General features: G+C 70.9%; 20 protein-coding genes. 6 read left to right on the top strand and 14 right to left on the bottom strand.

All coding sequences use genetic code 11. From position 1 onward, the window contains the following. Positions 1-58 precede the first annotated feature (58 nt). A complete protein-coding gene (locus J2847_RS14250) occupies positions 59-985 on the top strand; it encodes a MurR/RpiR family transcriptional regulator (RefSeq protein WP_209779594.1) in 927 nt (308 codons plus the stop codon). Then, on the top strand, positions 982-1,626 hold the full coding sequence (locus J2847_RS14245) for a bifunctional 4-hydroxy-2-oxoglutarate aldolase/2-dehydro-3-deoxy-phosphogluconate aldolase (RefSeq protein WP_209779593.1): 645 nt from the start codon (positions 982-984) through the stop codon (positions 1,624-1,626). The genes J2847_RS14250 and J2847_RS14245 overlap by 4 nt, the downstream gene beginning before the upstream one ends. Positions 1,627-1,697: 71 nt before the next feature. On the opposite strand, the gene J2847_RS14240 is transcribed toward J2847_RS14245, so the two are convergent. The 8 genes from J2847_RS14240 to J2847_RS14205 all read right to left on the bottom strand — a co-directional run bounded on the left by J2847_RS14240 (position 1,698) and on the right by J2847_RS14205 (position 13,046). Further along, complete coding sequence (locus tag J2847_RS14240; protein ID WP_209779592.1) at positions 1,698-2,378, bottom strand: Fe2+-dependent dioxygenase; 681 nt, start codon at positions 2,376-2,378, stop codon at positions 1,698-1,700. Positions 2,379-2,485: 107 nt separating this feature from the next. Continuing rightward, the gene (locus J2847_RS14235) at positions 2,486-4,669 is read right to left on the bottom strand and encodes a TonB-dependent receptor (protein ID WP_209779591.1); all 2,184 of its coding nucleotides are present in this window, start codon (positions 4,667-4,669) and stop codon (positions 2,486-2,488) included. Positions 4,670-4,841: 172 nt separating this feature from the next. Beyond that, positions 4,842-5,693 carry an energy transducer TonB gene (locus J2847_RS14230; protein WP_209779590.1) on the bottom strand — a complete coding sequence of 284 codons (852 nt, stop codon included), beginning with the start codon at positions 5,691-5,693 and terminating at the stop codon, positions 4,842-4,844. Next, the gene (gene exbD, locus J2847_RS14225; protein ID WP_209779589.1) at positions 5,690-6,118 is read right to left on the bottom strand and encodes a TonB system transport protein ExbD; all 429 of its coding nucleotides are present in this window, start codon (positions 6,116-6,118) and stop codon (positions 5,690-5,692) included. Before exbD ends, J2847_RS14230 begins: the two co-directional genes overlap by 4 nt. Positions 6,119-6,124: 6 nt before the next feature. Beyond that, entirely contained in the window at positions 6,125-7,072 is a 948-nt protein-coding gene (gene exbB, locus J2847_RS14220) for a tonB-system energizer ExbB (protein ID WP_233474517.1), read from the bottom strand. A 434-nt stretch (positions 7,073-7,506) separates the two neighbouring features. Further along, positions 7,507-10,467 (bottom strand): PAS domain S-box protein, encoded by a 2,961-nt coding sequence (locus J2847_RS14215; protein ID WP_209779588.1) that lies wholly within the window; start codon positions 10,465-10,467, stop codon positions 7,507-7,509. Next, positions 10,467-12,242: a response regulator gene (locus tag J2847_RS14210; protein WP_209779587.1), complete on the bottom strand. Its 1,776-nt coding sequence runs from the start codon at positions 12,240-12,242 to the stop codon at positions 10,467-10,469. The genes J2847_RS14215 and J2847_RS14210 overlap by 1 nt, the downstream gene beginning before the upstream one ends. A 114-nt stretch (positions 12,243-12,356) precedes the next feature. After that, the gene (locus J2847_RS14205) at positions 12,357-13,046 is read right to left on the bottom strand and encodes a response regulator transcription factor (RefSeq protein ID WP_209779586.1); all 690 of its coding nucleotides are present in this window, start codon (positions 13,044-13,046) and stop codon (positions 12,357-12,359) included. A 339-nt stretch (positions 13,047-13,385) separates the two neighbouring features. On the opposite strand from J2847_RS14205, the gene J2847_RS14200 reads away from it, so the two are divergent. Together J2847_RS14200 and J2847_RS14195 are read left to right on the top strand one after the other, a co-directional pair. Continuing rightward, positions 13,386-13,814, top strand: coding sequence for a response regulator (locus tag J2847_RS14200; RefSeq protein ID WP_209779585.1), 429 nt, complete (start codon positions 13,386-13,388; stop codon positions 13,812-13,814). Further along, entirely contained in the window at positions 13,811-14,872 is a 1,062-nt protein-coding gene (locus tag J2847_RS14195; protein WP_209779584.1) for an HD domain-containing phosphohydrolase, read from the top strand. Before J2847_RS14200 ends, J2847_RS14195 begins: the two co-directional genes overlap by 4 nt. 16 nt (positions 14,873-14,888) lie before the next feature. Here the strand turns inward: J2847_RS14195 and J2847_RS14190 are convergent, their stop codons facing one another. From J2847_RS14190 to J2847_RS14175, 4 genes are all read right to left on the bottom strand, one after another. Continuing rightward, positions 14,889-15,338: a hypothetical protein gene (locus J2847_RS14190; protein ID WP_209779583.1), complete on the bottom strand. Its 450-nt coding sequence runs from the start codon at positions 15,336-15,338 to the stop codon at positions 14,889-14,891. An 83-nt stretch (positions 15,339-15,421) separates the two neighbouring features. Beyond that, entirely contained in the window at positions 15,422-15,817 is a 396-nt protein-coding gene (locus J2847_RS14185) for a hypothetical protein (protein ID WP_209779582.1), read from the bottom strand. A gap of 263 nt (positions 15,818-16,080) precedes the next feature. Continuing rightward, positions 16,081-17,910 (bottom strand): gamma-glutamyltransferase, encoded by a 1,830-nt coding sequence (ggt, locus tag J2847_RS14180; RefSeq protein WP_233474516.1) that lies wholly within the window; start codon positions 17,908-17,910, stop codon positions 16,081-16,083. Between the two features lie 172 nt (positions 17,911-18,082). Then, positions 18,083-19,813: a tetratricopeptide repeat protein gene (locus J2847_RS14175; RefSeq protein ID WP_325169411.1), complete on the bottom strand. Its 1,731-nt coding sequence runs from the start codon at positions 19,811-19,813 to the stop codon at positions 18,083-18,085. 292 nt (positions 19,814-20,105) lie between these two features. Here J2847_RS14175 and J2847_RS14170 point away from each other — a divergent pair, with 292 nt between their 5' ends. Continuing rightward, positions 20,106-21,170 (top strand): serine hydrolase domain-containing protein, encoded by a 1,065-nt coding sequence (locus tag J2847_RS14170; RefSeq protein WP_209779580.1) that lies wholly within the window; start codon positions 20,106-20,108, stop codon positions 21,168-21,170. 154 nt (positions 21,171-21,324) lie between these two features. On the opposite strand, the gene J2847_RS14165 is transcribed toward J2847_RS14170, so the two are convergent. After that, positions 21,325-22,179, bottom strand: a complete 855-nt coding sequence (locus J2847_RS14165) for an SDR family NAD(P)-dependent oxidoreductase (protein ID WP_209779579.1) — start codon at positions 22,177-22,179, stop codon at positions 21,325-21,327. A gap of 124 nt (positions 22,180-22,303) precedes the next feature. Here J2847_RS14165 and J2847_RS14160 point away from each other — a divergent pair, with 124 nt between their 5' ends. Then, on the top strand, positions 22,304-23,221 hold the full coding sequence (locus tag J2847_RS14160; RefSeq protein ID WP_209779578.1) for a LysR family transcriptional regulator: 918 nt from the start codon (positions 22,304-22,306) through the stop codon (positions 23,219-23,221). 30 nt (positions 23,222-23,251) lie between these two features. On the opposite strand, the gene J2847_RS14155 is transcribed toward J2847_RS14160, so the two are convergent. Then, positions 23,252-24,457, bottom strand: coding sequence for an MFS transporter (locus J2847_RS14155; protein WP_209779577.1), 1,206 nt, complete (start codon positions 24,455-24,457; stop codon positions 23,252-23,254). Between the last annotated feature and the right edge of the window lie 82 nt (positions 24,458-24,539).

The raw sequence follows: 24,539 nt of genomic DNA, 5'->3' as shown, positions 1-24,539 counted from the left end.
TCGACACGGCCGCCAGAATGTAGTAAAACTACAAAACCAGCGTCCCGGACCGCCGCCCATGCTCGCCGCCATCGAAGCCTCCCTCGACCGCCTGCGCCGCGCGGAGATCGCCGTCGCGCGGGTCGTGCTGGCCGCACCCGACGCGGTGCTGGAGGACAGCATCGGCCAGCTCGCCGCCAAGGCCGGGGTGAGCGAGCCGACCGTCCTGCGCTTCTGCCGCGCCGCCGGCTTTTCCGGTTTCCAGGATTTCAAGCTGCGCCTCGCCCAGCATCTCGCGGCCAGCGCCGCGCGGGAGGAGGCGCGGCTGGCGCCGGTGACACTGGCGCGCGACCTGTCGCCCGGCGACAGCGTCGGCGGTGCGGCGGCGAAGGTGCTGAACCGCGCCATCGACGCGCTGGCCCGCCTGCGCGACACGCTCGACCCGGCGGCGCTGGAACGCGCGGCGCGGGCCCTGCTCACGGCGGGCCGGGTGGAGATCGTCGGCGTCGGCGCCTCGGGCGCCGTGGCGCAGGACGCCCACCACAAGCTGTTCCGGCTGCTGCCCGCGGTCGCCGCCTCGTCGGACGCCCACATCCAGGCGATGGCGGCGGCGACGCTCGGCCCCGGCGACGTGCTGCTCGCCATCTCCAAGACCGGCACCAGCCGCGAGATCCTCGATTCGGCCGCCATCGCCCGCGAGGGCGGCGCGACGCTGGTCGCCATCACCGGGGCCGGCACGCCGCTGGCCGCGCTCTGCGACACGCTGCTGGTCGTCGACGTCGACGAGGACACCGCCGTCCACACGCCGATGGCCTCCCGGCTGGCGCAGCTCGCGCTGGTCGACGCGCTGACCGTCGCCGTCGGGCTGCTGTCGCCGCCCGGCCTCAACCACCGCCTGTCCCGCATCAAGGCCGCGCTGCGCGGCCGTCACCGGGCCGGGGACACCCTACGGGATGACCCGCAGGACACCCCATCCGCCACTCTCCAGCTTGAGGATTCCCAATGACCTCCACCACCGAGATTCTCGACCGGCTCGTCGCCTATGGCGTGGTCCCCGTCATCCGCAACAGCTCGGCCGATCTGGCGCGCACCGCCGTGGGCTGGCTGCGCGAGGCCGGTTACGGCACCTTCGAGATCACCATGACGACGCCGGGCGCGGTCGGGCTGATCGAGGAGCTGACCGCCGAGGGCGGCGCCCTGATCGGCGCCGGCACGGTGCTGACCGCCGCCGGGGTCGCCGACGTGGTGAAGGCCGGCGCCCGCTACGTGGTGTCGCCCTGCGTGCTGCCCGAGGTCGCCGCCGCCTGCCGCGACCACGGCGTCGCCTGCCTGATGGGCGCGCTCACCCCCAGCGAGGTCCACGCGGCCAGCGTCGCCGGGGCCGACGCGGTGAAGATCTTCCCGGCCTCGACGGTCGGGCCGGCGCACATCAAGGCTTTGAAGTCGGTGTTTCCGGGCATCCGCTTCGTGCCGACCGGCGGCATCGACGCCGGCAACGTGGCGTCCTACGTGGCGGCCGGCGTCGCCTGCGTCGGGGCCGGCGGCAAGCTGGTCGACGAGTCGCTGGTCAGGAAGGGCGACCGCGACGCCATCCTCGCCGCCGGGCGGCAGCTTCTGGACGCCTACCGCGCCGCCAAGGGGGCCTGAGCGGCGCCCTGCCCTTCCGACGCCCCCTTGGGACCGGCGGCGCCCAGATGCCGGCAACCAGATGTCGGCGATCAGGTATCGGCCCAATGGCGCAGCAGGTTGTGGTAGAGGCCGGTCAGCTGCACGACGCCCGGATGGTCCGGCACGTCGGCGCCGATCTTCTGGATCGCGGTGTCGAGATCGAACAGCATGGTCCGCCGCCCGTCGTCGCGGATCATGCTCTGCATCCAGAAGAAGGAGCAGATCCGGGCGCCGCGCGTCACCGGCTTGACCTGATGCAGGCTGGTCGACGGGTAGAGCACCAGATCGCCGGCCGGCAGCTTGACCATGTGGACGCCGTAGGTGTCCTCCACCGTCAGCTCGCCGCCGTCATACTCGTCGGGGCCGGTGAGGAACAGGGTGGCCGACAGGTCGGTGCGCACGCGGTGCGCCGTGCCCGGCACCTGCCGGATGGCGTTGTCGACATGCACGCCGAAGGTCTGGCCGCCGGAATAGCGGTTGAACATCGGCGGGTAGACCTTCAGCGGCAGCGCCGCCGCCATGAACAGCGGGTTGCGCTCCAGCGCCGCCAGGATCACGTCGCCCAGCTGGCGGGCCGCCGGGTGCTGTTCGGGAATCTGCATGTTGTTTTTCGCCCGCGCCGACTGGTGGCCGGCGGTGACCGCTCCGTCCACCCAATCGGCCTGATCCAGGATGCGGCGCGCCTCGGCGACCTGTTCGGCCGTCAGGACGTTGGGAATGTGCAGAAGCATGCGCGTCTCCGTACCGAAAATGCGGACCGGACGAAAGGAAGGGTGAAGGAAGAGGAAGGCACCGGGGACGGCCCCGGCGCCTTGTCCGGATGGAGCCTGGACGTCCGTCAGAACTTCACGCTGGTGGTCAGCAGCGCCGTGCGGCCGGCGCCCGGCACCGCGTGGCCGCCGCCGGCATGGACGCGCTCGATGTAGAACTTGTCGGCGATGTTGTAGACGTTGAGCTGGAGATCGACGCCCGGACGGATCGTGTAGGCCGCCATCGCGTCGAACACCGCGTAGTTCGGGATCTTGCCGAGGTTGGCGTCCGACCAGTAGCGGTCGGCGACATACTGCACGCCGCCGCCGACCTTCAGGTTCCACGGCAGCTCGTAGGTGCTCCACAGGCTGAAGGTGTGCTTGGGCGTGCTGGCCAGCTCGTTGCCCTTGTTGGCGGCGGTGAAGGTCTCGACGATCTCGCTGGTCTGGTAGGTGTAGCCGCCGAAGACCTGCCACTTGCTGGTCAGATGGCCGGCGACGCCCAGCTCGATCCCGTCCACGCGGCGCACGCCGTTCAGCACCTGCACGGTGCCGCCCGGCAGCGTCTCGCGGGCGTTGGTCTTCTCGGTGCGGAACAGGGCGCCGGTCAGCGACAGCGTGTCGCCCAGCAGGTCCCACTTGGTGCCGACCTCGTAGGTGACGTTCTTCTCCGGCGGGGTGCCGGCGTTCGCCACCGTCAGCGACAGCCCCTCGGCCGACGGGTTGTAGGAGCTGGAGGCGCTGGCGTAGACGCTGGCGTTGGGCACCGGCTTGTAGATCACCGCGCCGCGCCAGCTCACCAGATTGTCGGTGCGCTCCAGGTTGGCCGCCGCCGAAGTGGCGGTGCGGGCGATGTCGGTCTCGGCGTGGAAGCGGTCGTAGCGGACGCCGCCGGCCACCTCCCATTGCTCGCCGATCTTGATGGTGTCCATCAGGTAGACGGCGGCGGTGGTGCTGTCCGTCTCGGTCTTGGCGCCGGGGGTGCGGGTGCCGGTGTAGCGGGCGAACGGGTTCGGGGTGAACAGCCGGTCGGTGGTCGAGGCGTTGGCCGAGAAGCTGTAGGGCTGGTTGTCGTAGCTTTCCGCCGTCAGCTCGACGCCGGTCACCACCGTGTGGCTGAGGGCGCCGGTGGCGAACTTCAGCGTGACGTCGGTCTGGTTGTCGATCGTCTTCAGCATGGCGTCGCGGGCCGTCGGCACCTTGGTCATGCTGTTGGCGGCGACGTTCGCGGCGCGCGGCACCGAGACGTTGGAGATGCGCCGGGTCTGCGCGGCGCGCAGCGTGTTGCGGACGCTGACGCTGTCGTTGAACTCGTGCTCCAGCCGCGCGGTGCCGATGTCGGTGCGCACGGTCTCGGCGTTCAGGTCCTTGAAGCCATAGTAGTTCTCGCGCTTCACGTCCGGCAGCGAGGTCGCGTTGACGACCGGGATGCCGTAATCCGGGATGTTGTCCTCCTGGAGGTGGAAGTAGCTGAGCGTGAATTTGGTCGGCCCGGTCAGGCCGAAGGTGATCGAGGGGTTGAAGCCCCAGCGGTTGTTCTCCACCACGTCGCGCCCGGCGATGCCGGAGGTCTGGCCCATCACGTTCAGCCGGATGGCGGCGTTGTCGAGTCCCAGCGCGGTCAGCGGCTGGTTCAGGTCGGCGGTGATCCGCTTGGTGCGGTCGGTTCCGAGCGCGACCGTGCCGGCGGTGATCGCTTCCTTCTGCGGAGCCTTGGTGACGAGGTTGACGGCGCCACCGGTGGCCCCCCGGCCCGCCGACGTCGCCGACCCGCCCTTGACCACCTCGACCTGCTCCAGGTTGAAGGAATCGCGGCTGTACTGGCCCTGGTCCCGCATCCCGTCGATGAACAGGTCGGTGTTGGCGGCGAAGCCGCGGATCTTCAGGTTGTCGCCCTGCGGCCCGCCCCCCTCGCCGGCCGCGATGGTGACGCCCGGAACCGTGCGCAGGACGTCGCGCAGCGAGTTGGCGCCGCGATCCTCGATCACCTCGCGCGGGATGACGGTGATCGTCTGCGGCGTGTCGAGCAGCGGCTCGCTCGTCTTCGGCGATGAGGCGCGGTCGACCTTGTAGTCGTTCTGCGGCCGGGCGCCCTCGACCGAAATGGCCGGAAGCTGCTGCTGCGTCGCGGCGGCGGGCGCCGCCGACTGCGACGCCGTCTGGGCGGCGGCCGGCAGCAGGGAGGCGCAGGAGAGCGCCAGCCCGAGAGCGGACGAGGTGGCGACCTGCCGGGAAACCCTCATGGACAGCAGGACGGTGTTGGATGATGACACGTTCAATTCCCCCCAAGGAATCTGCGACAGGCGGCTGAATGCAAATCATTCTTAAAATCACTTAGAAGCTTAAGCAACGAGAAATGAAAATGATTCTTATTCGCGAGTAAACAAAAAAGCCCCTGTGACCAAAGGGTCACAGGGGCTTTTTCCGCGCGCTTCCCGGAGCGGGCTATTTCAGGAAAAATTGAACCGGAACAACCAGTTCGATCCGATCCTGGGTCATCTCCTCGGGCGGTGCCGGGACCGGCGAGGCGCGGCGGACCATCTCCACCGTCTCCTCGTCCAGCACGGCGGTGCCGGAGGTCTTGTCGAGCTGCACCGACAGCACCTTGCCTTCGCGGTCGATGACGAAGCGGACCTGGGCCACGCCCTCCTGACGGCGGGCCTGGGCCGAACGCGGATAGCGCTTGTGCCGTTCCAGATGGCCGAGCACCCGGCCCTGCCAGCTCGGGACCGCGCGGCTCGGCGCCATCGACGGGGCGGGAGCCGCCGCGACGGGGGCCGGGGCTGGCGCGGGCGCCGCCGGGGCGACGGGCGCCACCTGCGGCGCGGCGCGCGGGGGCGGCGGCTTGGGCGGTTCCTTCTTCGGCTTGGGCGGTTCCTTCTTGGGTTCCGGCTTCGGCTTCGGCGGCTCCGGCGGCGGCTTGGGCAGCACCACCTCCGGCTCGACCACCGGGGGAGGCTCCGGCGGAGGCGGCGGCTCGACGATCGGCTCGGGCGGCGGCGGTTCCGGTTCGGGAGGGGGGGGCTCGGGCGGCGGCGGCTCGACCACCGGCTCGGGCGGCGGGGCCTCCATCGCCGGGGTCGGCTCGGGCGGGGCCACCGGCAGCGGCGCCAGTTCCAGCATCACGGCGGGCGGCTCGGCGTCGATCGGTTCCACCGGAACATGCCACGCCATGAAGGCGATGCCCGCCGCCGCGTGCACGCCGAGCGCCAGCAGGAAGCTTCCGCTCCAGCGGAAGGCCCCCGAGGGCGGCGGCTCCTCGACCAGGAAGGCCGGGTCGATGCTCGACGCGGTCATGGCGCCGGCGCCGATTCCAGACCGACCAGACCGACCTTCAGATAACCGGCGCCGCGCAGCGCGTTCATGACCTCGGTCAGCGCGCCGTAATCGACCGTCTTGTCGGCGCGCAGGAAGACCCGCGCCGTCTTGTCGCCGTTGGTCGCCGCGTCGAGCGCCGCGCCAAGCCCCTCGCGGGTGGTCTTGGTCTCGCCCAGCGACAGGGTCTTGTCGGCCTGGATCGACAGGAACAGCGGCTTGTCCGGACGCGGGGTCGGCGTCGCGGTGGAGGCCGGCAGGTCGACCGGGACGTCCACGGTGGCGAGCGGCGCCGCCACCATGAAGATGATCAGCAGGACGAGAACGACGTCGATGAAGGGCGTGACGTTGATCTCGTGTGTTTCGGTGAGTTCGTCGTCACCGCCGGAACCGAGACGGGCACCCATCGCCGGTCACTCCGCCGCGCTCGACGCGCCGACCGAGCGGGGCAGCGCGTGGCGGTCGATGTCGCGGCTCAGCAGGCGCAGCACGGCGGCCGAGGCGTCGGTGAGCTGGGCCTTGTGCCCGCCGATGGCGCGGGTGCAGGCGTTGTAGACGACGACGGCGGGAATGGCGGCGACCAGGCCGATGGCGGTGGCCAGCAGCGCCTCGGCGATGCCCGGCGCCACGACGGCGAGGTTGGTGGTCTGCGCCTTGGAGATGCCGATGAAGCTGGTCATGATGCCCCACACCGTGCCGAACAGGCCGATGAAGGGGCCGGTCGAGCCGATGGTGGCGAGGATGCCGGTGCCGCGCGCCATGCGGCGGCCGGCGGCGGCCTCGATCCGCTCCAGCCGCGAGGCGGCGCGGTCCATCAGTCCCTCGCGCGACGGGGCGTCGGCCGACAGGTGGGCCTCGGTGATGACGGCGCGGACCAGCGTGGCGGCCGTGCCCTGGCTGAAGCCGACCCGCTCCGCCGCCTGGCCGAGCGAGCGCGCGTCCTCCAGCATGGCGAGCGCGGCGCGGGCCTTGCGCTTGGCCGAGGACAGCTCGATGGCCTTGGCGATCGCGATGGTCCAGGTGGCGACCGAGGCCAGCGCCAGGCCGATCATCACCGCCTGCACCACCGGGCTGGCGGTCACGAACATGCCCCAGGCCGACAGATCGTGCGGCAGGGTCGCCACCGTGGCGGCGGCCGCCGCAGCCTGCTCGGCGGCGGGAGCGACGACGGGGGTCGCGGCGGCGGCGGCGGGAGCAGCGGTGGCGGCGGCGTCGAGGGCCGGGGCGGCGGGCGTTGCGGCGGGCGCGGCACCGGCGACGGCGGCGCCACCCTCCTGCGCCAGGGCGGCCACGGCGCTCAGCAGCGTGGCGAACCCGGCGAACGCGGCGGCGGCGCGAGGACGGTGAAGCGGTGTCGGCATTGGCGGTCGAACTCCCCCAGAACACAAAGAAGGCGAAATCCCGATGAACCCCAGAGCAAGGCCCCGACCCGCGTTATAGTGCGAATGAGTCTCAGTCGCACTTAAAATCGACCGCCGGCTCGCTTGATTTCTGGCTGTCTCCGCCCCGGAGGAGAATGTTTTTGTTCGTTTTACCAACCATTTACACGGACAGCCCCTGGCGGTGGCGGGCGCGCTTGTTGCAAACGATTTTCAATACCATCAACACGGATGGTTGTCGCGCGGAAAAATGTGACGGCAAAAGGGACGCAGGATTGCGCCCGGCACATCCACGCATGCCGAACGAAAGGGACGCCGGTCGCCGGTTGCGCGAGGATGACGGGGCGAGGATGATGGGTCGAGGGGATGGGAGGAAGCAGCCCTCCCCCGCCTCCGGTCCGCCCCGCCGGGGCCGTTCAGCCCTGAACCGCCGCGGCCTTCTCGCGGGAAGCCCTCAAGGTGACGTCGAGAAGCTCGTCCAGCGCGGGGGGGCGCGTGACGGCCGCGAGCGTCTTGAACAGGTCGGCGGACACGATCGGCTTGGGCAGATAGGCGGTCATGCCGGCCGCCAGATACTCGTCGCGGTTGCCCGGCATGGCGTTGCCGGTCAGCGCCACCACCGGGATCTCGCGCGCCGCCCCGGGCATGGCGCGGATGTGGCGGGTCGCGGTTATGCCGTCCATCACCGGCATCTGCACGTCCATCAGCACGGCGTCGAACCTCTGTGCCTCGACCGCCCGGACGGCCTGGAGTCCGTCCGTCACGGCGGTGACGCTGTGCCCGGCGCGGCCCAGCATGGCGACCACGATCTCGCGGTTGATGTCGTTGTCCTCGGCGACCAGCAGCCGCAGGCCGCCCGCCGGGGCGGCGGAACCGTGGGACGCGGCGGCGCGGTCCTCCGCCTCCTCGCCGGCGGCCGGCGGGGCCGGACGGCACGCCACGGTGAACCAGAAGGTGCTGCCCTTGCCCTCGGTGCTGACGACGCCGATGCGGCCGTCCATCAGGGCGACCAGCTCCCGGCAGATCGCCAGCCCCAGCCCGGTGCCGCCGAAACGCCGCGTCGTCGAGCTGTCGGCCTGGGTGAAGCGGCGGAACAGGCTGGGCAGGACCGCCTCGGAGATGCCGATGCCGGTGTCCGTCACCTCGAAGCGCAGCGGGAAGGAACCGTCGAGCCTGGGCGCCCCGTCCATCGACACCCGCACCGTGATCCCCCCGCGATGGGTGAATTTCAGGGCGTTGCCGATCAGGTTGACCAGCACCTGACGGATGCGCCGCATGTCGGCCCGCAGCCGCTGCGGCACCGGCGGCGCCACCTCGGCGGTCAGGGCGAGCCCACGCCCGGCGGCGGTCGGTTGCAGAAGGTCGATCGCGTCGGCCAGCACGTTGCGCAGTTCGAAATCGACAGGTTCCAGATCCACCTTGCCGGCCTCCAGTTTGGACAGGTCGAGGATGTCGTCGATGATCAGCAGCAGCGCGTTCCCCGACCGGCTGGCGACGTCGAGCATCTGCCGCTGCTCCGCGTCCAGGTTGGGGCCGTCGACCAGCGCCAGCGCCCCCAGCACGCCGTTCATCGGCGTGCGGATCTCGTGGCTCATGGTCGCCAGGAACTCGCCCTTCATGCGGTTGGCGAGGTCGGCGGCGTCCCGCGCCCGGCGCAGGCTCGCCTCGATCTCGCGCTGGGCGGTGGCGTCGCGGATGGCGCCGGTGAAATACTGCCGGCCGCCCTCGCGCCAGCCGGCCAGCGTGACCTCGACCGGGAACTCGCTGCCGTCCTTGCGGCGGCCGACCATGTCGCGCACGCCGGAACTCGGCGGCTCCACCTCGCCTCTGCGGTAGGCCTCCATCAGGCCCTCGTGGATCTCGCCCTCGGCCTCCGGCATCAGCCGGCGCACCGGCCCGCCGACGATCTCGGCGGCGGAATAGCCGTACAGCCGCTCCGCCGCCGGGTTGAAGGCGTTGACGATGCCGTTCTCGTCGACGGTGATGATCGGCTGCTCCACCGCGGCCAGCATGGCGCGGTAGCGTGTCTCGCTCGATTGCAGCCGCTCGGCCGCGCGCTCCCGCTCGGTTATGTCGGTGGCCGATCCCCGGTAACCGATGAAGGCGCCGTCCTCGTCGAACAGCGGGCGGCCGCTGACGCTGACGTGGCGGACACCGATGGACGTCCGCACCCGGTACTGGAAATCGCGGAACGGCTCGTGCCGCTCCAGCAGCCGGCGGTGCTCCCGCCAGCGGGCGTCGTCCCCCGGCTCGCGCAGCGCCATGTCCTCGCGGCGCAGGCCGATGGGCGGCTCCCCCTCCGCCGTGTGCGGCACCAGCGGCCCGATCAGGCAGGAAAAGCGCAGGTCGGCGCCCATCTCCCAGAACCAGTCGGACGCGGTCTCCGCCTGGTCGCGGAAGCGCTGTTCGCTCACCGCCAGCCGGCGGGCGGAGGCGGCCAGCCGGGCGGACTGCCGCGTCGCCAGCGCCGCCAGCCCGAACAGCCCCAGCGTGCAGGCCGCCGAGCCCAGCCAGTAGAGGCGCTGGCGGTTCCGGGTGCCGGCCATGAAGGCGCTCTCGCTGAAACCGGCGGTGACGATCAGGGGGTAGGATTCGAGGGTGCGGTAGGATTGCAGGCGGAGGACGCCGTCGATCGCGCTGGTCTCGGGCAGGAAGCCGCTCGGCTGCGACCGGGCCTGGCGCAGGGTCGCCGTGCCGCTGACGTCGAACCCCATGATGCGATCGTCCAGGACCGACCGCGCCCGCAGGATGCCGTCCGTGCCGACGATCTTCACCGAGCCGCCGATCCCGACATCCACCCCCTCCAGCACCCGGCTGAAATAGAAGGGATCCATCGAAGCGACCATCACCCCGGCGAAGCCGCCGTCGGGGCGGGCCAGACGGCGTGTCAACTGGATCGCCCAGCGCTTCGACGCCCTGCCCAACACCGGCTTGCCGATGAAGAGGCCGACGCCGGCATTCTCGGCATGGACGCGGAAATGCTCGCGGTCGCCGACATAGAGGCGGGGCGGCAGGTCCGACACGCTCGACCGCACCAGCTCGCCCCGCTCGTCGATGATGGAGAGTTGCAGCAGGATCGCGGACCGCTCGGTGGCCCGGTTCATCAACTCGCTGGTGTGTGGGTCCAGCGCGCCGCCGTGCTTGTTGAAGTCGTCGATCAGGAACAGCATGACCTGATCGGCCTCGGCGATGGCGCGCGTCGTCTGCTCGGCGACGACGCGGGTCAGATTGCCGGTGTCGCGTTCGGCCCGCGCCATCGCGTCCGCCTCGTCGGTGCGGGAGAGCAGCAGGGCGGCCCCCCACAGGGCGGCGGACAGGCCGAGCGTCGCCGCCCAGACGGCGACCGAGAAGCCGCGTTGCTGGCGGTGGTGCCCCATCACGGCCGCTCCAGCACCGGACCGAAGGTGGCGATGGCGCGCGCCAGCGCCACGGCGTCCACCGGACGGGGCAGGAACAGGTCGGCGGGGACCGGCTCGGCCTCCGCCATCCCCTCCGGGGCGCCGCACAGCACGCAGCACAGGCCGGGACGCAGGGCCTTAAGCCGGACGATCAGCGCCGGGCCGCTCATTCCCCCGGCCGACGGGCCGGCGACGACGACGTCGAAGCTGGCCGGCTCCTCCATGACGATCTCCAGCGCCTCCCCGGCGCTTTCGCAGACGGCCACCTCGCAGCCCAGCCGCTCCAGGCTGTCCGACAGCCAGTCGCCCATCGCCGGGTTGTCGTCGACCACCAGCACATGGCAGCGCGGGGCGGCGGACGGCTGGTCGGGCCGGTCCGTCTCGGCGGCGGGAATCGGAATGAAGAGGCGGACCACGGTCCCCTCGGTCGGGTGGGTCCAGACGGAAAGCCCGCCGTCGTGCCAGCGGGCGACGGTCAGGGCGGTCGACGGCGCCGCCGCCTCCTCTTGCCGCCGCGCCGCCGCGCGGGCGGAGAGCAGCGGGTCGAAGGCGGCGAGCAGATCGGCCATCGGGCGGGGCGTCCCGCCGCTGCGAAGCTCGAACATCGCGTGCGGACAGCGCCGGGGGACCAGCGGGGTTTCGACCCGCCAGCCGTGCGGCGCCGCCGAGGCGTCGAGGTCCCCGCTCCACAGCGCCGCGCGGAAACCCAGCCGGGGCTCAACCAGAGCACGGATCTCGGTGCCGGCGGCGGCCAGGCACCGCGCCAGCAACCCCGCATGGCCGGGGAAGGCCGGCAGTTCCGGTTCATCGCGCACCGACAGCGCCGCCTCCGCCGGCAGCGTGGCCCGCAGCCGCGCGGCGGCGTCGTTCAGGATCTGGCTGGCGGTGACCGGCCGGAACTCCGGAGGGGCGCCGCGCGCGCCGGCCAGGATCTGGCGCATCAACGTCTTGCTGCGGTCGACGGCGCGCAGGATGCGAGTGGCGTAATCGGCCTGCGGACTGTCGGCCGGCAGGTCGGTCACCAGGAAATCGGCGTAGCCGGCGACCGCGCCCAGCCCGTTGTTGACGTCGTGGACGATGGCGGCGGCCAGCCCGGCCATCGCGTCCATGCCGTCGGTCTGCGCGGTGCGCAACCGGTCGAGCAGCGGGTCGCGGCCGATGACCAGGGCGCCGCCACCCGGCAGCGCCCGGCGTTCGGGAACCAGCGGGGCGGGCCAGACGACGCCGTCGTCCCAGCGGCTGTCCGGCACGGCGGCGGCCCCCAGCGCCGCCGACGCCGCCCGGTTGGCGGCGACCACCCAGCCGTCCGGGCCGAGCAACACCACCGCGTCCGTCATCGCGTCGAGCAGGACCTGCCGGTCGGCGGCGTGCCCGCCCGCCCCGCCCGGCCGTTCCGGCTCCTCCTCCCCCAGGCCGGCATCGCCGAGGGCGTCCCCGCCCAACCCGTCCGGATCGAGCGAATCGTCGCGGGAGGCGTCCTCCCGCCACGCCGCCGCGGCCAGCGCGCGTCGGCGCTCCTGGCCGAGCCACCCCAGTTCCGCCCGCGCCCGGACGGCGACCAGAAGGGCGGCGGCGGTCAGGCCGGCGGCGGCGGCAAGCAGGACCGCCACCGTGCCGTCTCCCTCGAACGGCGGCATCAGCCACAGGGCGGCGGCACCGGCGGCGGCGGCCAGAAGCGGCGGCACCGCGATCGCCCACCCCCATCCACGCGCCTGAGGAGCCTGGGAACGGTCGGTCGGTGGCGTGGCGGTCATGATCACTCGTCGATTGTGGCCGTGGAAAAGCGCCGGCCGGCGGCCTGACCGGGGAATAGTAACGCGCGCACCGGCCAGCCCCGCCTCAGGGCCGACCCGTATGCACAGGTTCCCTCAGGGCGACGCGGGGCTCAGGCCATGGCTCAGCAGCCCGGCCTCCTGGGCGCGGCGGACGGCGTCGGTACGGTTGCGGGCCCCCAGCTTGCGCAGGATCCGCCGCGTGTGCAGCTTCACCGTCACCTCCTGAAGGCTCAGCCGCCGCCCGATCTCCTTGTTGGTGGCGCCGGTCGCCAGCATGCACAGGACCTGCTGCTCGCGCTCCGTCAGCGGCGCGGAGAGGGCGCCGTCGCCGTCCGCCGCGCCATCCGCCGCGTCGTCGCCGCCGTCGTCGAGATCGGCCGGCAGCTCGCTGATGTGCAGCAGGTCCATCGCGACGCTGCGGGGGATGAAGCTGCCGCCCTCGGCAACCAGGCGCAGGGCCTGGGCCAGCACGCGCCGCGGCGTGGTCTTGGGCAGGAATCCGTCGGCGCCGCAGCGCAGCACCTCCAGCGCCGTCTCGGGATCCTCGGCCCCGGTGACAACCGCCACCGGCCCCTCGACGCCGGCCCGCCGCAGCAGGGTCAGCGGGTCCGTGCCCTCGACGCCGGGCATCCGCCAGTCGAGGACGATGAGATCGAACCACCCGGCCGTCAGACCGTCCAGCGACCCGACGGACAGCACGTCGGCGTCCGCCCAGGCCTGACGGATGGACAGCTCAAGGGCATCGCGAAACAGCGGGTGGTCGTCGGCCACCAGAATTCTCATCCACCGCCTCCGCCCGGCCGGCACCCGGTCTTGGGACCTTGCTGGAAATCATAGCATCAGAGCAGGATATTCGCGTCAAAATGTTAAGTTTCGGTGATGAACGCCTTTCGGGCGGATCGTTGGCTGGACCAGGATAGTATCCCCGGTATCCCATTTCCCGACGCCGCTATCCCACGCCACCGCCGCGGCATGCCCAGCCAATCGTTATTGTTGTGCCCATGGAACAAGGGCGGCCCCCAACCCCCGTGCGGCAGCGGCGGGACGGGGGGCGCCATGGGGCAACGCCGCCGGCCTGAACAAAAAAGCGGACACACGCGAAGGACCGCAAGGACGCGCGCCATGGAAATGACCCTCTACGAGCTCCGCCCCGCGGCCAAGGCCGGCCGCGTTCTGCTGGTCGACGACGATCCCGACTTCCGGGGCATGGTCGGCGTCGCCTTCACCCGCGCCGGCTTCACCGTGCGCGAGGCGGCGAACGGCAACGATGCGCTGGCGATCCTGCGCGACTCCGAGATCGACCTGATCGTGACCGACATCATCATGCCGGAAGCCGACGGCTACGAGGTGATCCTGGGGCTGAACACCCTCCCCGCCCGCCCGCCGCTGATCGCGGTGTCGGGCGGCAGCGTCCGGCTGCGGATGGAGCTGCCGACCATGGCCTGCCTGCTGGGGGCCGACGCCGCCTTCGAGAAGCCGGTCAATCTCGCCGCCCTGCTGGCGGAAGCCGCCCGCCTGATCGGGGAGCGGCGCAAGGGTGCGGCGCCATGAACGTCCTGATCGTGGATGACGATCGCACCAACCTGCTGATCCTGGCCACCCTGGTGCGGCGGATCGACGACGCCGAGCCGGTGACGATGGACAACCCGTTCGACGCCGTCGCCTGGCTGCGCGACAACAGCCCGGACCTGATCCTGCTCGACCAGATGATGCCCGGCATGGACGGCCTGACCCTGCTGCGGCACATCCGCGCCGACTCGCGGCTCGACACGGTCCCGGTCGTGATGATCACCGCCGACATCGCCACCGGGATCCGGCTTCAGGCGCTGGAGGAGGGCTGCAACGACTTCCTGACCAAGCCGATCCTCGTGCCGGAGGTCCAGGCCCGGATGCGCAACCTGCTGGCCCTGCGGCAGAGCCGGATCCTGCTGCGCGACCGCGCGGCCCTGCTGTCGGCCGAGGTGGAGCGGGTGACCGCCGCCCTGCAACGCCAGGGCGAGGAGCTGGTCCACCGCCTGTCCTGCGCCGCCGAATACCGCGACCCGGAAACCGGCGCCCATCTCGAACGCATGTCCCGCTATTCCCGGATCATCGCCGAGACCGCCGGCTACGATGGCGACTTCGCCGCCCAGCTGATGGCCGCCGCCCCGATGCACGACGTCGGCAAGATCGGCATTCCCGACATGATCCTGCTGAAGCCCGGCCGGCTGACGCCCGAGGAGATGACGGTGATGCGCCAGCACACCACCATCGGGCACGGCATCCTGGCCGGCAGCGACATCCCGCTGATGCGGCTGGCGGCGGAGATCGCGCTGACCCATCACGAGAGGTACGACGGCAACGGCTACCCCAACGGCCAGGCGGGCGACGACATTCCGGTGAGCGGCCGCATCGTCGCCATCGCCGACGTCTTCGACGCGCTGACCAGCACGCGCCCCTACAAGCCCGCCTGGTCGCTGGCGAAGGCGCGCTCCCATATGCAGAAGGCGGGCGGGCAGCATTTCGACCCGGTCTATCTGGACGCCTTCCTGTCGAGTTGGGACCAGGTCTGCGAGATCTACGAAACCTTCGCCGACAAGCAGGCCGAGCCGTCCCTCGACGAGGTGTGACCGGCGGGAGGGACCGTCAGTTGACGATGCGCCAGGTCCCGTCGGCCATCAGGCAGGCGGTGCCGAAGCTGGCCTGCGGCCGCCCGTCGATCATCACCGTGCTCTGGTATTCCCGGCATTGCAGGCCCTCGGCCGAACGGTAGACCGGCCCGGCCGGGTCAGCGGGCACCGGCGGCGCGTAGACCACAGCGGGCGGGCGCTGGTAGACGACCACGGGCGGGGGCGGGGCGTACATCACCACCGGCGGCGGCGCGTAGTAGCGCGGGGCGGGGTAATGGCGGGGGCCATAGCCATAGCCATAACCGTAGCCGTAGCCCGGAAAGACCGGGGCGACGCCGATCCCGACGCCGACCGACACCGACGAGCCGCCGCGCGCGGCGGCGTCACCGGGGGCCGCCGCCACCGCCGCCAGAACGGCTACCGCCCCCAGGGCACCCAAGGCCAACACCCGCCGCACCGCCGTCATGATCCGTCTCCCGACCGCATGCCGGCGGTCACGTTCGAATCCCAGCATACACCCGGACCGGCGCGCGCGGGAGAGGGAACCGCTCAGATGTCGAGCGGCAGGTTGTCGGGGTCGAAGCCGAGCTGCTCGACGATGGCGCGGGCGAGCGGCAGGCTGGTCTCGAACCGCCATTCGCGGCGGCCGGGCAGATATTCGGACACGTTGGGACGGCCGTTGGCGAAACGGCGCGGATTCATCTCGTACCAGTAGATGTCGTTCAGCGGGACGCCCTGCTCGGCGGCGTAGACCTCGGCGATGCGCGGCCAATCGTTCACGGCCGCCTGGGGGGCGCCGGCCGTCTTGGCGATGTCGGTCTGCTCCAGGAAGGCGACGATGCGCTTTCCCTCGCGCTCGAAGTCGGCGACTCGGATGGCGGCGGGCGCCTTCCCTTCACGCTGGTAGGTCCATTCGCGGTTCTTTTCGACCAAGGCCTTGTCCACGGCTGATGCTCCGGTTTGCTCTTTGGAAGGCTAGCCGACCGGCCGGCCCTCGCCAACTGTTCCGTGGCCTTATCCCGGAAAGTCGTTGGAGACTCGGTGGTTTTTGACCGACGGGACAGACCGCCGGTTACAAAAGCACGCCGTCTGTGCATTGTATACGGGAAATTCCCGCCGTCGGCAGGCAACGAAAGGGAGGCCGGGGACCCGTCGGGATCCCCGTCTCCACGCAAGTTCGGGCCGCCCGCCCGGCGAGGGCGGCCGGCTCAGTAGCCGGCGGTCGCCCCGTCGGGGTTGCGCGGGTCGGAATAGCCGTACAGCCCGTCGCCGCGGAGCTGGATGGTCTGGGTGCGGCCCATGGTGGGCTTGACCGCAACCTTGTGCCCCTTCTGCTCCAGGAGGCGGATGGTGTCCGGGCTGAGCCCCTTCTCGACCCGCAGTTCGTCCGGCGTCCATTGGTGGTGGACGCGCGGCACGGCGGCGGCCTCGGCCGGATTCATGTCGAAATCGATGTGGTCGATGACGGTTTCCAGCGTGGTGGTGATGATGCGGCTGCCGCCCGGGCTGCCGGTGATCAGCCAGGGCTTGCCGTCCTTCAGCACGATGGTCGGCGACATCGAGCTGAGCGGGCGCTTGTAGGGCTGGATGGCGTTGGCGTCGCCGCCGATCAGCCCGAAGGCGTTGGGCACGCCCGGCTTGGCCGAGAAATCGTCCATCTCGTTGTTCAGCAGGATGCCGGTCCCCTCGGCGACGATGCCGCTGCCGAAATTCAGGTTCAGCGTGTAGGTGGTGCTGACCACGTTGCCCTGGGAATCGGCGACCGAGAAATGGGTGGTCTGGTCGCTCTCGTAGGGCGCCGGCTTGCCGGGCTTGATGGTGCTGGCCGGGGTCGCCTTCTCGGGATCGATCCGCTTCGCCAGCTCGTCGGCGTAGGCGCGCGAGGTCAGCCCCTTCACCGGCACCTTGGTGAAGTCGGGGTCGCCGAGATACTCGGAGCGGTCGGCGTAGGCCAGCTTCATCGCCTCCGCCATCAGATGGATGCCCTGGGCGCTGCCGGCGCCGAGATCCTTCAGCGGGTAGCGCTCCAGCATGTTGAGGATCTGGACGATGTGCGTGCCGCCGGAGCTGGGCGGCGGCATCGACTTCACGGTGTAGCCCCGGTAGGTGCCGGCGACCGGCTCGCGCTCCACCACCTTGTAGGCCCTCAGATCCTCGACGGTGACGAGGCCGCCATGCCTGGACATCTCCGCCGCGATCTTCTCCGCGATGGGGCCCTCGTAGAAGGCCTTCGGCCCGTTCTTGGCGATCAGCTCCAGCGAGGCGGCGAGATCGGCCTGGACCAGCGTCTCGCCGGCGCGCAACGGGCGTTCGTCCTTGAAGAAGACGGCGCGGGTGGCGCCCCACTTCGCCAGATGGTCGCGCTCGACCTCCAGCAGCCCGGCGAGTTGCGGGGTGACGGCGTAGCCCTCGCGCGCCAGCTTGATCGCCGGGGCGACAACGTCGGCCAGCGCCAGCGTGCCGTATTTCGCCTGGGCGTGGGCGAGGCCGGCGACCGTGCCGGGGATGCCGACCGCCAGATGGGTGTAGAGCGAGCGGTCGGGCGCGACCTTGCCCTGCCCGTCCAGATACATGTCGCGGGAGGCCTTGGCCGGCGCCATCTCGCGGAAGTCGATGGCGACGTCCTTGCCCGACTTGGCGTCGTGCACGATCATGAAGCCGCCGCCGCCGACGTTGCCGGCGTTGGGCAGCACCACCGCCAGCGCGAAGCCGACCGCCACGGCGGCGTCCACCGCGTTGCCGCCGCGCTGGAGAATGGCGACGCCGATCTCCGTCGCCAGCCGGTGCTCCGACGCGACCATCCCGTTCTGCGCGCGGACGGGATAGAAGATGTCGTAGCCGATGTCGTAGCGGACCGACGGCTGGGGAGCGGCCTGGGGAGTCGCCGTCTGGGGCATCGCCGCCTGGGGCATCGCCGCCTGGGGCGCCAGCTGGGCGAGGGCCGGTGCGGCCAGCCCGACACCGAGCGCCATCACGGAGGCGAAAGCCGCGGTCGACAGCCGAACCCGGAGGGTGGGTCGGGCGGTGGGGAAGGTCATGCCGGGGATCTCCTGAACGGAACGGTAAACGGACCGACGGTGCCGGGCGCCCAGAATGGCACGTCCGGCATTGCTGGTCTGCCCAATAATTGGACATCGCTGTGAACGGCGTTGGTTTCCCGTATGAACGACCCGTGCGGGATTGTGAACGCCCGGTCATCCCCCGGCGGCGCTACTTCTCGCCGATGAAGGCGCAGTGGGCGAAGGTCTGGAAATCGTGCCAGCGGATGCGCAGCGGCGGATCCGCGTGGCGGAACCGGTGGTGGGCCGCCAGATGGGCCGTCTGATCCAGCATCCACCGGGGCTCGGCGTCCAGAAGGAAGTGCCCGATGTAGGCGGCCACCGTCTCCAGGAAGCGGCGGGCCGGAGGCGTGTCGTTGTAACAGACGAAGCCGGCGAGGATTTCGCGGAACGGCCCGCGCCGCCGCCCGTCGAGCAGGAGGCCGACGTCCTGCCCCGCCATCTCCTCCGCCAGCCGGCGAAGGTCGCCGCGCACTTCCGCGTCCAGATCGAGCACGATGACCGGGCGGTCCAGCCGGCGGTGCCATTGGAAGGCGCGGACGAAGCGCGCGCAGGCGAAATAGGTGCTCCGCCGGTGCTGCGACCATCCGGAAAGGTCCGGCCGCTCGCAGGAGACGCCGAAGCTCAAGGGATAATGCCGGCGCCAGTCCGCGACGAGATCGAGCATCGCCGCCGACGGCGACACCAGATTCAGCACGACCGAAACGCCCGGACTGTGATCGGCGATGGATTGCAGCAGCTTCGGCCCGAAACGGCGGGCGTAGATTTCGTCGCCGCTCAGCAGGATCACCGGCCCCGTGGCGCCAGCCTCGCCGCCGGTCCCGTCCACCAGCGTTTCCAGCGCCGGCAGGCGGGCGAGAACGCTGTCGACCGGCGGCAGCTGCTCCAGGAACCCATCGTCGGCGCGCAGCATGGACCAGTAGCCAAGCTCCGGGTCCGCCTCGATCTCCGCTGTCGTGAAACGCGATGCGAACCGCACTTGCAGACGCGAGGCCAGGCCCAGCCGGCCCCGGCGGCAGACATGGTACCCCACCAGCGCCGCGCACAGGACATCCCTGGGCGCGACGCGCAGTTGCCGCCACGCCGCCCGCGCCACACGCTCCAGACGGCCGTCGTCGAGCTTGCCCAGTTGCAGCAGGTCGAGGGCCAGCGCGCGCCAGAGACGGCCCGTGCCGCTCTCGTCCGGATGGATGGCCTGAACCGCGCGCAGATGGTCGAACGCCGCCAGCGCGGCGTCCAGATCGAAGTCACGGGCCTTGCTGGAACACCAGCCGATCAGCCCGCTGCGCGGCAGCAGCGTCCGCGCCAGGCTTTCGTGCGCGCGGATCGACGCCGGCTCCAGCGCGATGAGCCGCCGCGCCGCCGCCTCGAACCGGCCGGCGTTCTTCTCCCACAGGACGTCCAGGTTGTTGCGCGCCTGCTTGTGGTTGGGGGTGACGGCAAGGACGCGCTCGTACCAGGCCTCCGCGTCGAGCGGCCGCCCCGCCCCGTCCGGCGGCGCCGGCCCCAGCAGGTTGGCGAGGTTGAAGGCCGCGGCACCATGGGCGGGGGCGAGCGCCAGCGCCCGGCGGTGGGCGTTCCCGGCGTCCTCCGCCCGCCCGGCCGCGCGCAGCATGCCTCCGAAATTGGCCCAATGGTCGGGAACCGACGGCTGGGCATCGACCACCCGCCGGAAGACATCGACCGCCTCGGCCGGGCGCCGACGCTGCATGAGGAGCAGCCCGAGCATCTGCAACGCCTGGACGTGGTCCGGCTGCCCCTCCAGGAACGCGCGGTATCCGGCCTCCGCCCCGTCCAGCTCGCCCTGCTGGTGGGCCCGCATGATGGTCCTGATGTCGATGGTCACCGCCGAACGCCGCTCCCCGCCGTCTGTGATCGGCACCGGCTGGCGCCGCACCATCGCTGGTTTCAGGCTTGTCCATACGACACCTGAATCCGGAACGCCAGCGGTGGAGCTTGGCGGCTTGATCCGCCACCACGCTCATGCGACACGAAAACCGCCTCGCGGGTATCCGTCGCCCCGTCCACTTTCAAATCGGACTGAGTGGATCGCGTAAAATCGGAATCGGTTTGAAGCGTGAATCCGCTCGCTATCAAAGGGCTGGAGTTTCGTGCGTTTCTCAATTAAACGCACGAAACTCCAGCCCGGCCGGCTTCATCAGGATCTGCACCCGATGCGCATCAGTCGTCGAAACCTTCTCCTGGCCAGCGCAACCTTTCCCGTTCTCGCGTCCTGCGCGAGTGACATCACGGAGCTTCGCGAGCGCCCCGTTTCCGCGCTCGCGGAGGAGTTGGACGTCTGCTCGGCGGCCTACGCCGTGTTGAAATCCGGCATCCCTGCGGCCCCGGTGGCTCTCTCAGGATGCGACGAAAACACCACGCGGTCCGACACCGTCTTTCAGGCGGCTTCGCTCACCAAACCCGTCGTCGCGTTTGCGGCGCTGCAACTGGTCCTCGACGGCCGGCTGGACCTCGACGCCCCGGCGTCTCACTACCTGCCCGCCGGGTACAAGCATTTTCACAGCGTGCTGGCCCGATCGCCCGGCGATCCCCATGACGTCATGCCCGGAAATGCGCTCAGTCGGATTTCCGTGGCCCAACTGCTCAATCACACCTCCGGCCTTCCGAACTGGTCGAGTGAAACGCTCTCCTTCGAGTCCGAACCGGGTGAGCGTTGGGGATACTCCGGCGAGGGCTTCGTCCTTCTACAGGCCGTGATCGAGGCGATCACGAACACGGAACTCTCGGCCTATCTCGATAAGAACGTGTTCGGGACGCTTGGCATGGCCAGCACCAGCCTGATCTGGCGCGACGCCTTCGCGGAGCGCGCGACCGTCGGCACCACGGCCTTCGGTTTCAAGCGGCAGGTCCGGTTCAAAAGCGCCGTGGCCGCCGCATCGCTGTACACCACGGCGGCCGACTATGCGAGGTTCATGTCGGCGCTGCTGACCAACGATCGGCTCTTGTCGCTGGTGCTCGCGAAGACGGTGGAGGTGGACCGCGAGCTTGGGCTCGACTGGGGTCTCGGTTGGGGAATCGAACGCGCGCCAGGCGGCCCATACATCTGGCAATGGGGCAACAACCCTGGATTCCGTGCCTTTGCCATGGCCTCCGTCACGTCCAGGGACGGCTTCGTCATCCTGACGAACAGTGACCACGGCATGCCACTCGCCGCCTCCGTCGCGCGATCGGTCCTGCCTGCGGAGCACAACGCATTCCGCTTCTCCTGGGTTGCCTAGACAGTGCGGCCTCGAGCGTGCCGGTAAACGGCTGGAGCCGCCCTCTCCTCCCGAGGATGCCAGGATGTCCCAGGCGGCGCGGGTCATCCGCCGACACCCGACGGGACGGCATGCCCATCCCGCGGCGCGGCGGCATGCCGTCCCGTCCCCCCCCTTACGCCGGCTCGACGAAGTCGGTGCCGCACGTCCACCCCTCCCAGGCGGCCATCTCCCCCATCACGCTGTCGAGCTTGGCGCGGGTCCGCGCCAGGGCGTCCGTGCCGAGCAGCAGATGCAGCGGCGGATTCTCCGAACGGACCAGCGCCAAGATGGCCTGCGCGGCGCGGTCGGGGTCGCCGAGCTGGCGGCCGGCCATGGCGTCGAAGGCCGCCGAGCTGCGCCCGACGCTGGCGGCGTAGGCCGGGTCCGCCGCGCCGCTCTTGCGGATCGAGTGGGCCGACAGGAAGTCGGTCCGGAAGGCCCCCGGCGCCACCGCCGTCACCTTGATCCCCAGCGGGCCGACCTCCTGCGCGAGGCTCGCCGACAACCCCTCCAGCGCGTGCTTCGCCGCCGCGTAGAGGCCGGCGCCGGGACCCGGCGCCCGGCCGGCGACCGAGGTGATGTTGACGATGTGACCGGAGCCCTGCGACCGCAGGTGCGGCAGCGCCGCCCGGATGATGCGGAAGGGGGCGAAGACGTCGATCGCGAACAGGCGCTCGACCTCGGCGTCGCTCGCCTGCTCGACCGCCCCCAGCAGGCCGTAGCCGGCGTTGTTGACGATCACGTCGACCCGCCCGGCCAGCGCGAAGGCCCGGCCGACCGCCGCCTCCGCCGCGTCGCCGTCGGCGAGGTCGAGCGTCAGGACATGCAGCGCGCCGCGGTCGGCGGGCGGTTGGGCCGGCGGTTGGGCCAGCGGTTGGGGCGTGCCCTCGCGGACCGTTCCGACGACCGTGTCGCCCTGCGCCAGCGCCGCCTTGGCCAGCGCCAGCCCCAGGCCCCGCGAGATCCCCGTGATGAACCATGTGGTCATGCGATGTCTCCTTTTGTCGCCGCACAGGGGTACACCCGGCGATGCGGGTTCAGAATGGAGCCGTTTCTGACAGCGCTTGTAAGCTGGACTGAAAAGTCGTTTCCTGCATCGCATGGACTCCCGGATGGAACCCCTGCTGTCGGGCAGCGACTACAACCAGCTCCGCGCCTTCGTGGCGGTCGGCGAGACGCTGAGCTTCAGCCGGGCGGCCGACCGGCTCGGCGTCTCCCCCTCGGCGCTCAGCCAGCTCGTGCGCGGCTTCGAGGAACGGGTCGGGGTGCGGCTGCTCAACCGCACCACGCGCAGCGTCGCCCTGACCGAGGCCGGCGAGAACCTGTACCGCCGCGTCCGCCCCGCCGTGTCGGAACTCGGCGAGGCCATCGGCCAGATCCGCCAGCACCGCGAGCGGCCGGCGGGAACCGTGCGCGTCCACAGCTTCCGTGCCGCCGCCAGGACCTGCATCGAGCCGATGCTGCCGGCCTTCGCGCGGGACTATCCGGACGTCGTGCTCGACGTCACGCTGGACGACACGGTGGTCGATCTGGTGGCCGGCGGCTTCGACGCCGCCATCCGCATCGGCGAGGTGATCGAGCGCGATCTGGTCGCGCTGCGGCTCGGGCCGGATCTGCGGCAGGTCGCGGTGGCGTCGCCCGACTATCTCGCGCGTCACGGGCGTCCGGACCACCCGCGCGATCTGGTGCGCCACCGCTGCATCCGCTGGCGCTGGCCCGGCCACGCTACGCCCTACGCCTGGGAATTCTGCGAGAGCGGATCCTGGTTCGAGGTCGCGGTCGACGGACCGCTGATCCTCAACGACAAGGACATGGCGCTGCGCGCCGCCCTGGAGGGGATCGGCATCGCCTTCGCCGTCGAGGACACGGTGGTGGCGCACATCGCGGAGGGGCGGCTGGTGCCGCTGCTCGACGCCTGGTCCGGGCCGTTTCCGGGGCGTTTCCTGTGCTATCCCCAGCAACGGCAGATGGCGCCGGCCCTGCGCGCCTTCATCGACGCCATCCGCGCCGGGGTGTCGCCCGGCCGCTGAGCGGCCGGCCCGGCGCGGCGCGCCTCCGGATCACCGGCGCGCCCGGCCCCCGACGTTCGGCAGGAACACCGTGAGCAGGCCGAGCAGCGGCAGGAAGGAGCAGACCGTGTAGACGAAGTCGATGCCCGTCCGGTCGGCCAGCAGGCCGAGCCCGGCGGCGCCGATTCCGGCCACGCCGAAAGCCAGCCCGAAGAACAGGCCCGACACCGTGCCGACCCGGCCGGGCATCAGCTCCTGCGCGTAGACCACGATCGCCGGGAAGGCCGAGGCCAGCGCCAACCCGATGATCGCGCTGAGCGCCACGGTCGCCGTCAGCCCGACATAGGGCAGGGCCAGCGTGAAGGGCAGGATGCCGAGGATCGAGACCCAGATGACGGTCTTGCGGCCGATGCGGTCGCCGACCGGGCCGCCGATCACCGTGCCGGTGGCGACCGCCGCCAGGAAGACGAACAGGCAGAGCTGCGCCGTCTCCGTCGGCAACTGGAAGCGCTCCATCAGGTAGAAGGTGTAATAGCTGGTGATGCTCGCCAAGTAGACGTACTTCGACACGATCAGCGCGACCAGCACCGCCATGGCCTGCCAGACCTGCCCGGCGGTCAGGTCGGCGTGGCGCACCGGCGCGCCGCGCTTCACCGGGCGGGCGTGGCCGTTGCTCTGGTACCAGCGCCCCAGCCCGGTGAGGATGGCGATGCCGCCCAGCGCCACCAGCGCGAACCAGGCGAGGCTGGCCTGCCCGTGCGGCAGGATGACGAAGGCGGCCAGCAGCGGCCCGAGCGCCGAGCCGAAATTGCCGCCGACCTGGAACAGCGATTGCGCCAGCCCATGCGCGCCGCCCGACGCCAGCCGCGCGATGCGCGAGGCTTCCGGATGGAAGATCGAGGAGCCGAGGCCCAGCAGCATCCCCCCGGCGACCAGCGCCGGGTAGTTGGGCGCGAAGGCCAGGATGACGAGGCCGACCAGCGAGGCGCCCATGCCGATGGCGAGCGAATAGGCCATCGGCCGCCGGTCGGTGAACAGACCGACCAGCGGCTGAAGCAGCGACGCGGTGATCTGGTAGGTGAGGGTCAGCAGCCCGACCTGCGCGAAGCTGAGCGTGAACTCGTCCTTCAGGATGGGGTAGATCGCCGGAAGAAGCGACTGGATCAGGTCGTTCAGCAGATGGCACAGGCTGACGGCCGCCAGGATGGAAAAGGCCGTCGCTCCGGCCTTCGGCCGGCTCAGGATCGTCTCGGACACGGGAAATGGGCCTTTCTTGTCCCCGCTGGGCGGATCGCCCGGCAAGGCGCGGTGTTGCGCGGAACGCACCCGTGAGCCTAGG

It is taken from the genome of Azospirillum agricola (assembly GCF_017876095.1).
Classification (GTDB): Bacteria; Pseudomonadota; Alphaproteobacteria; order Azospirillales; family Azospirillaceae; genus Azospirillum; species Azospirillum agricola.
Note: the sequence above shows the minus strand (reverse complement) of the source record. Positions and strands in the feature narration are given on the sequence as shown.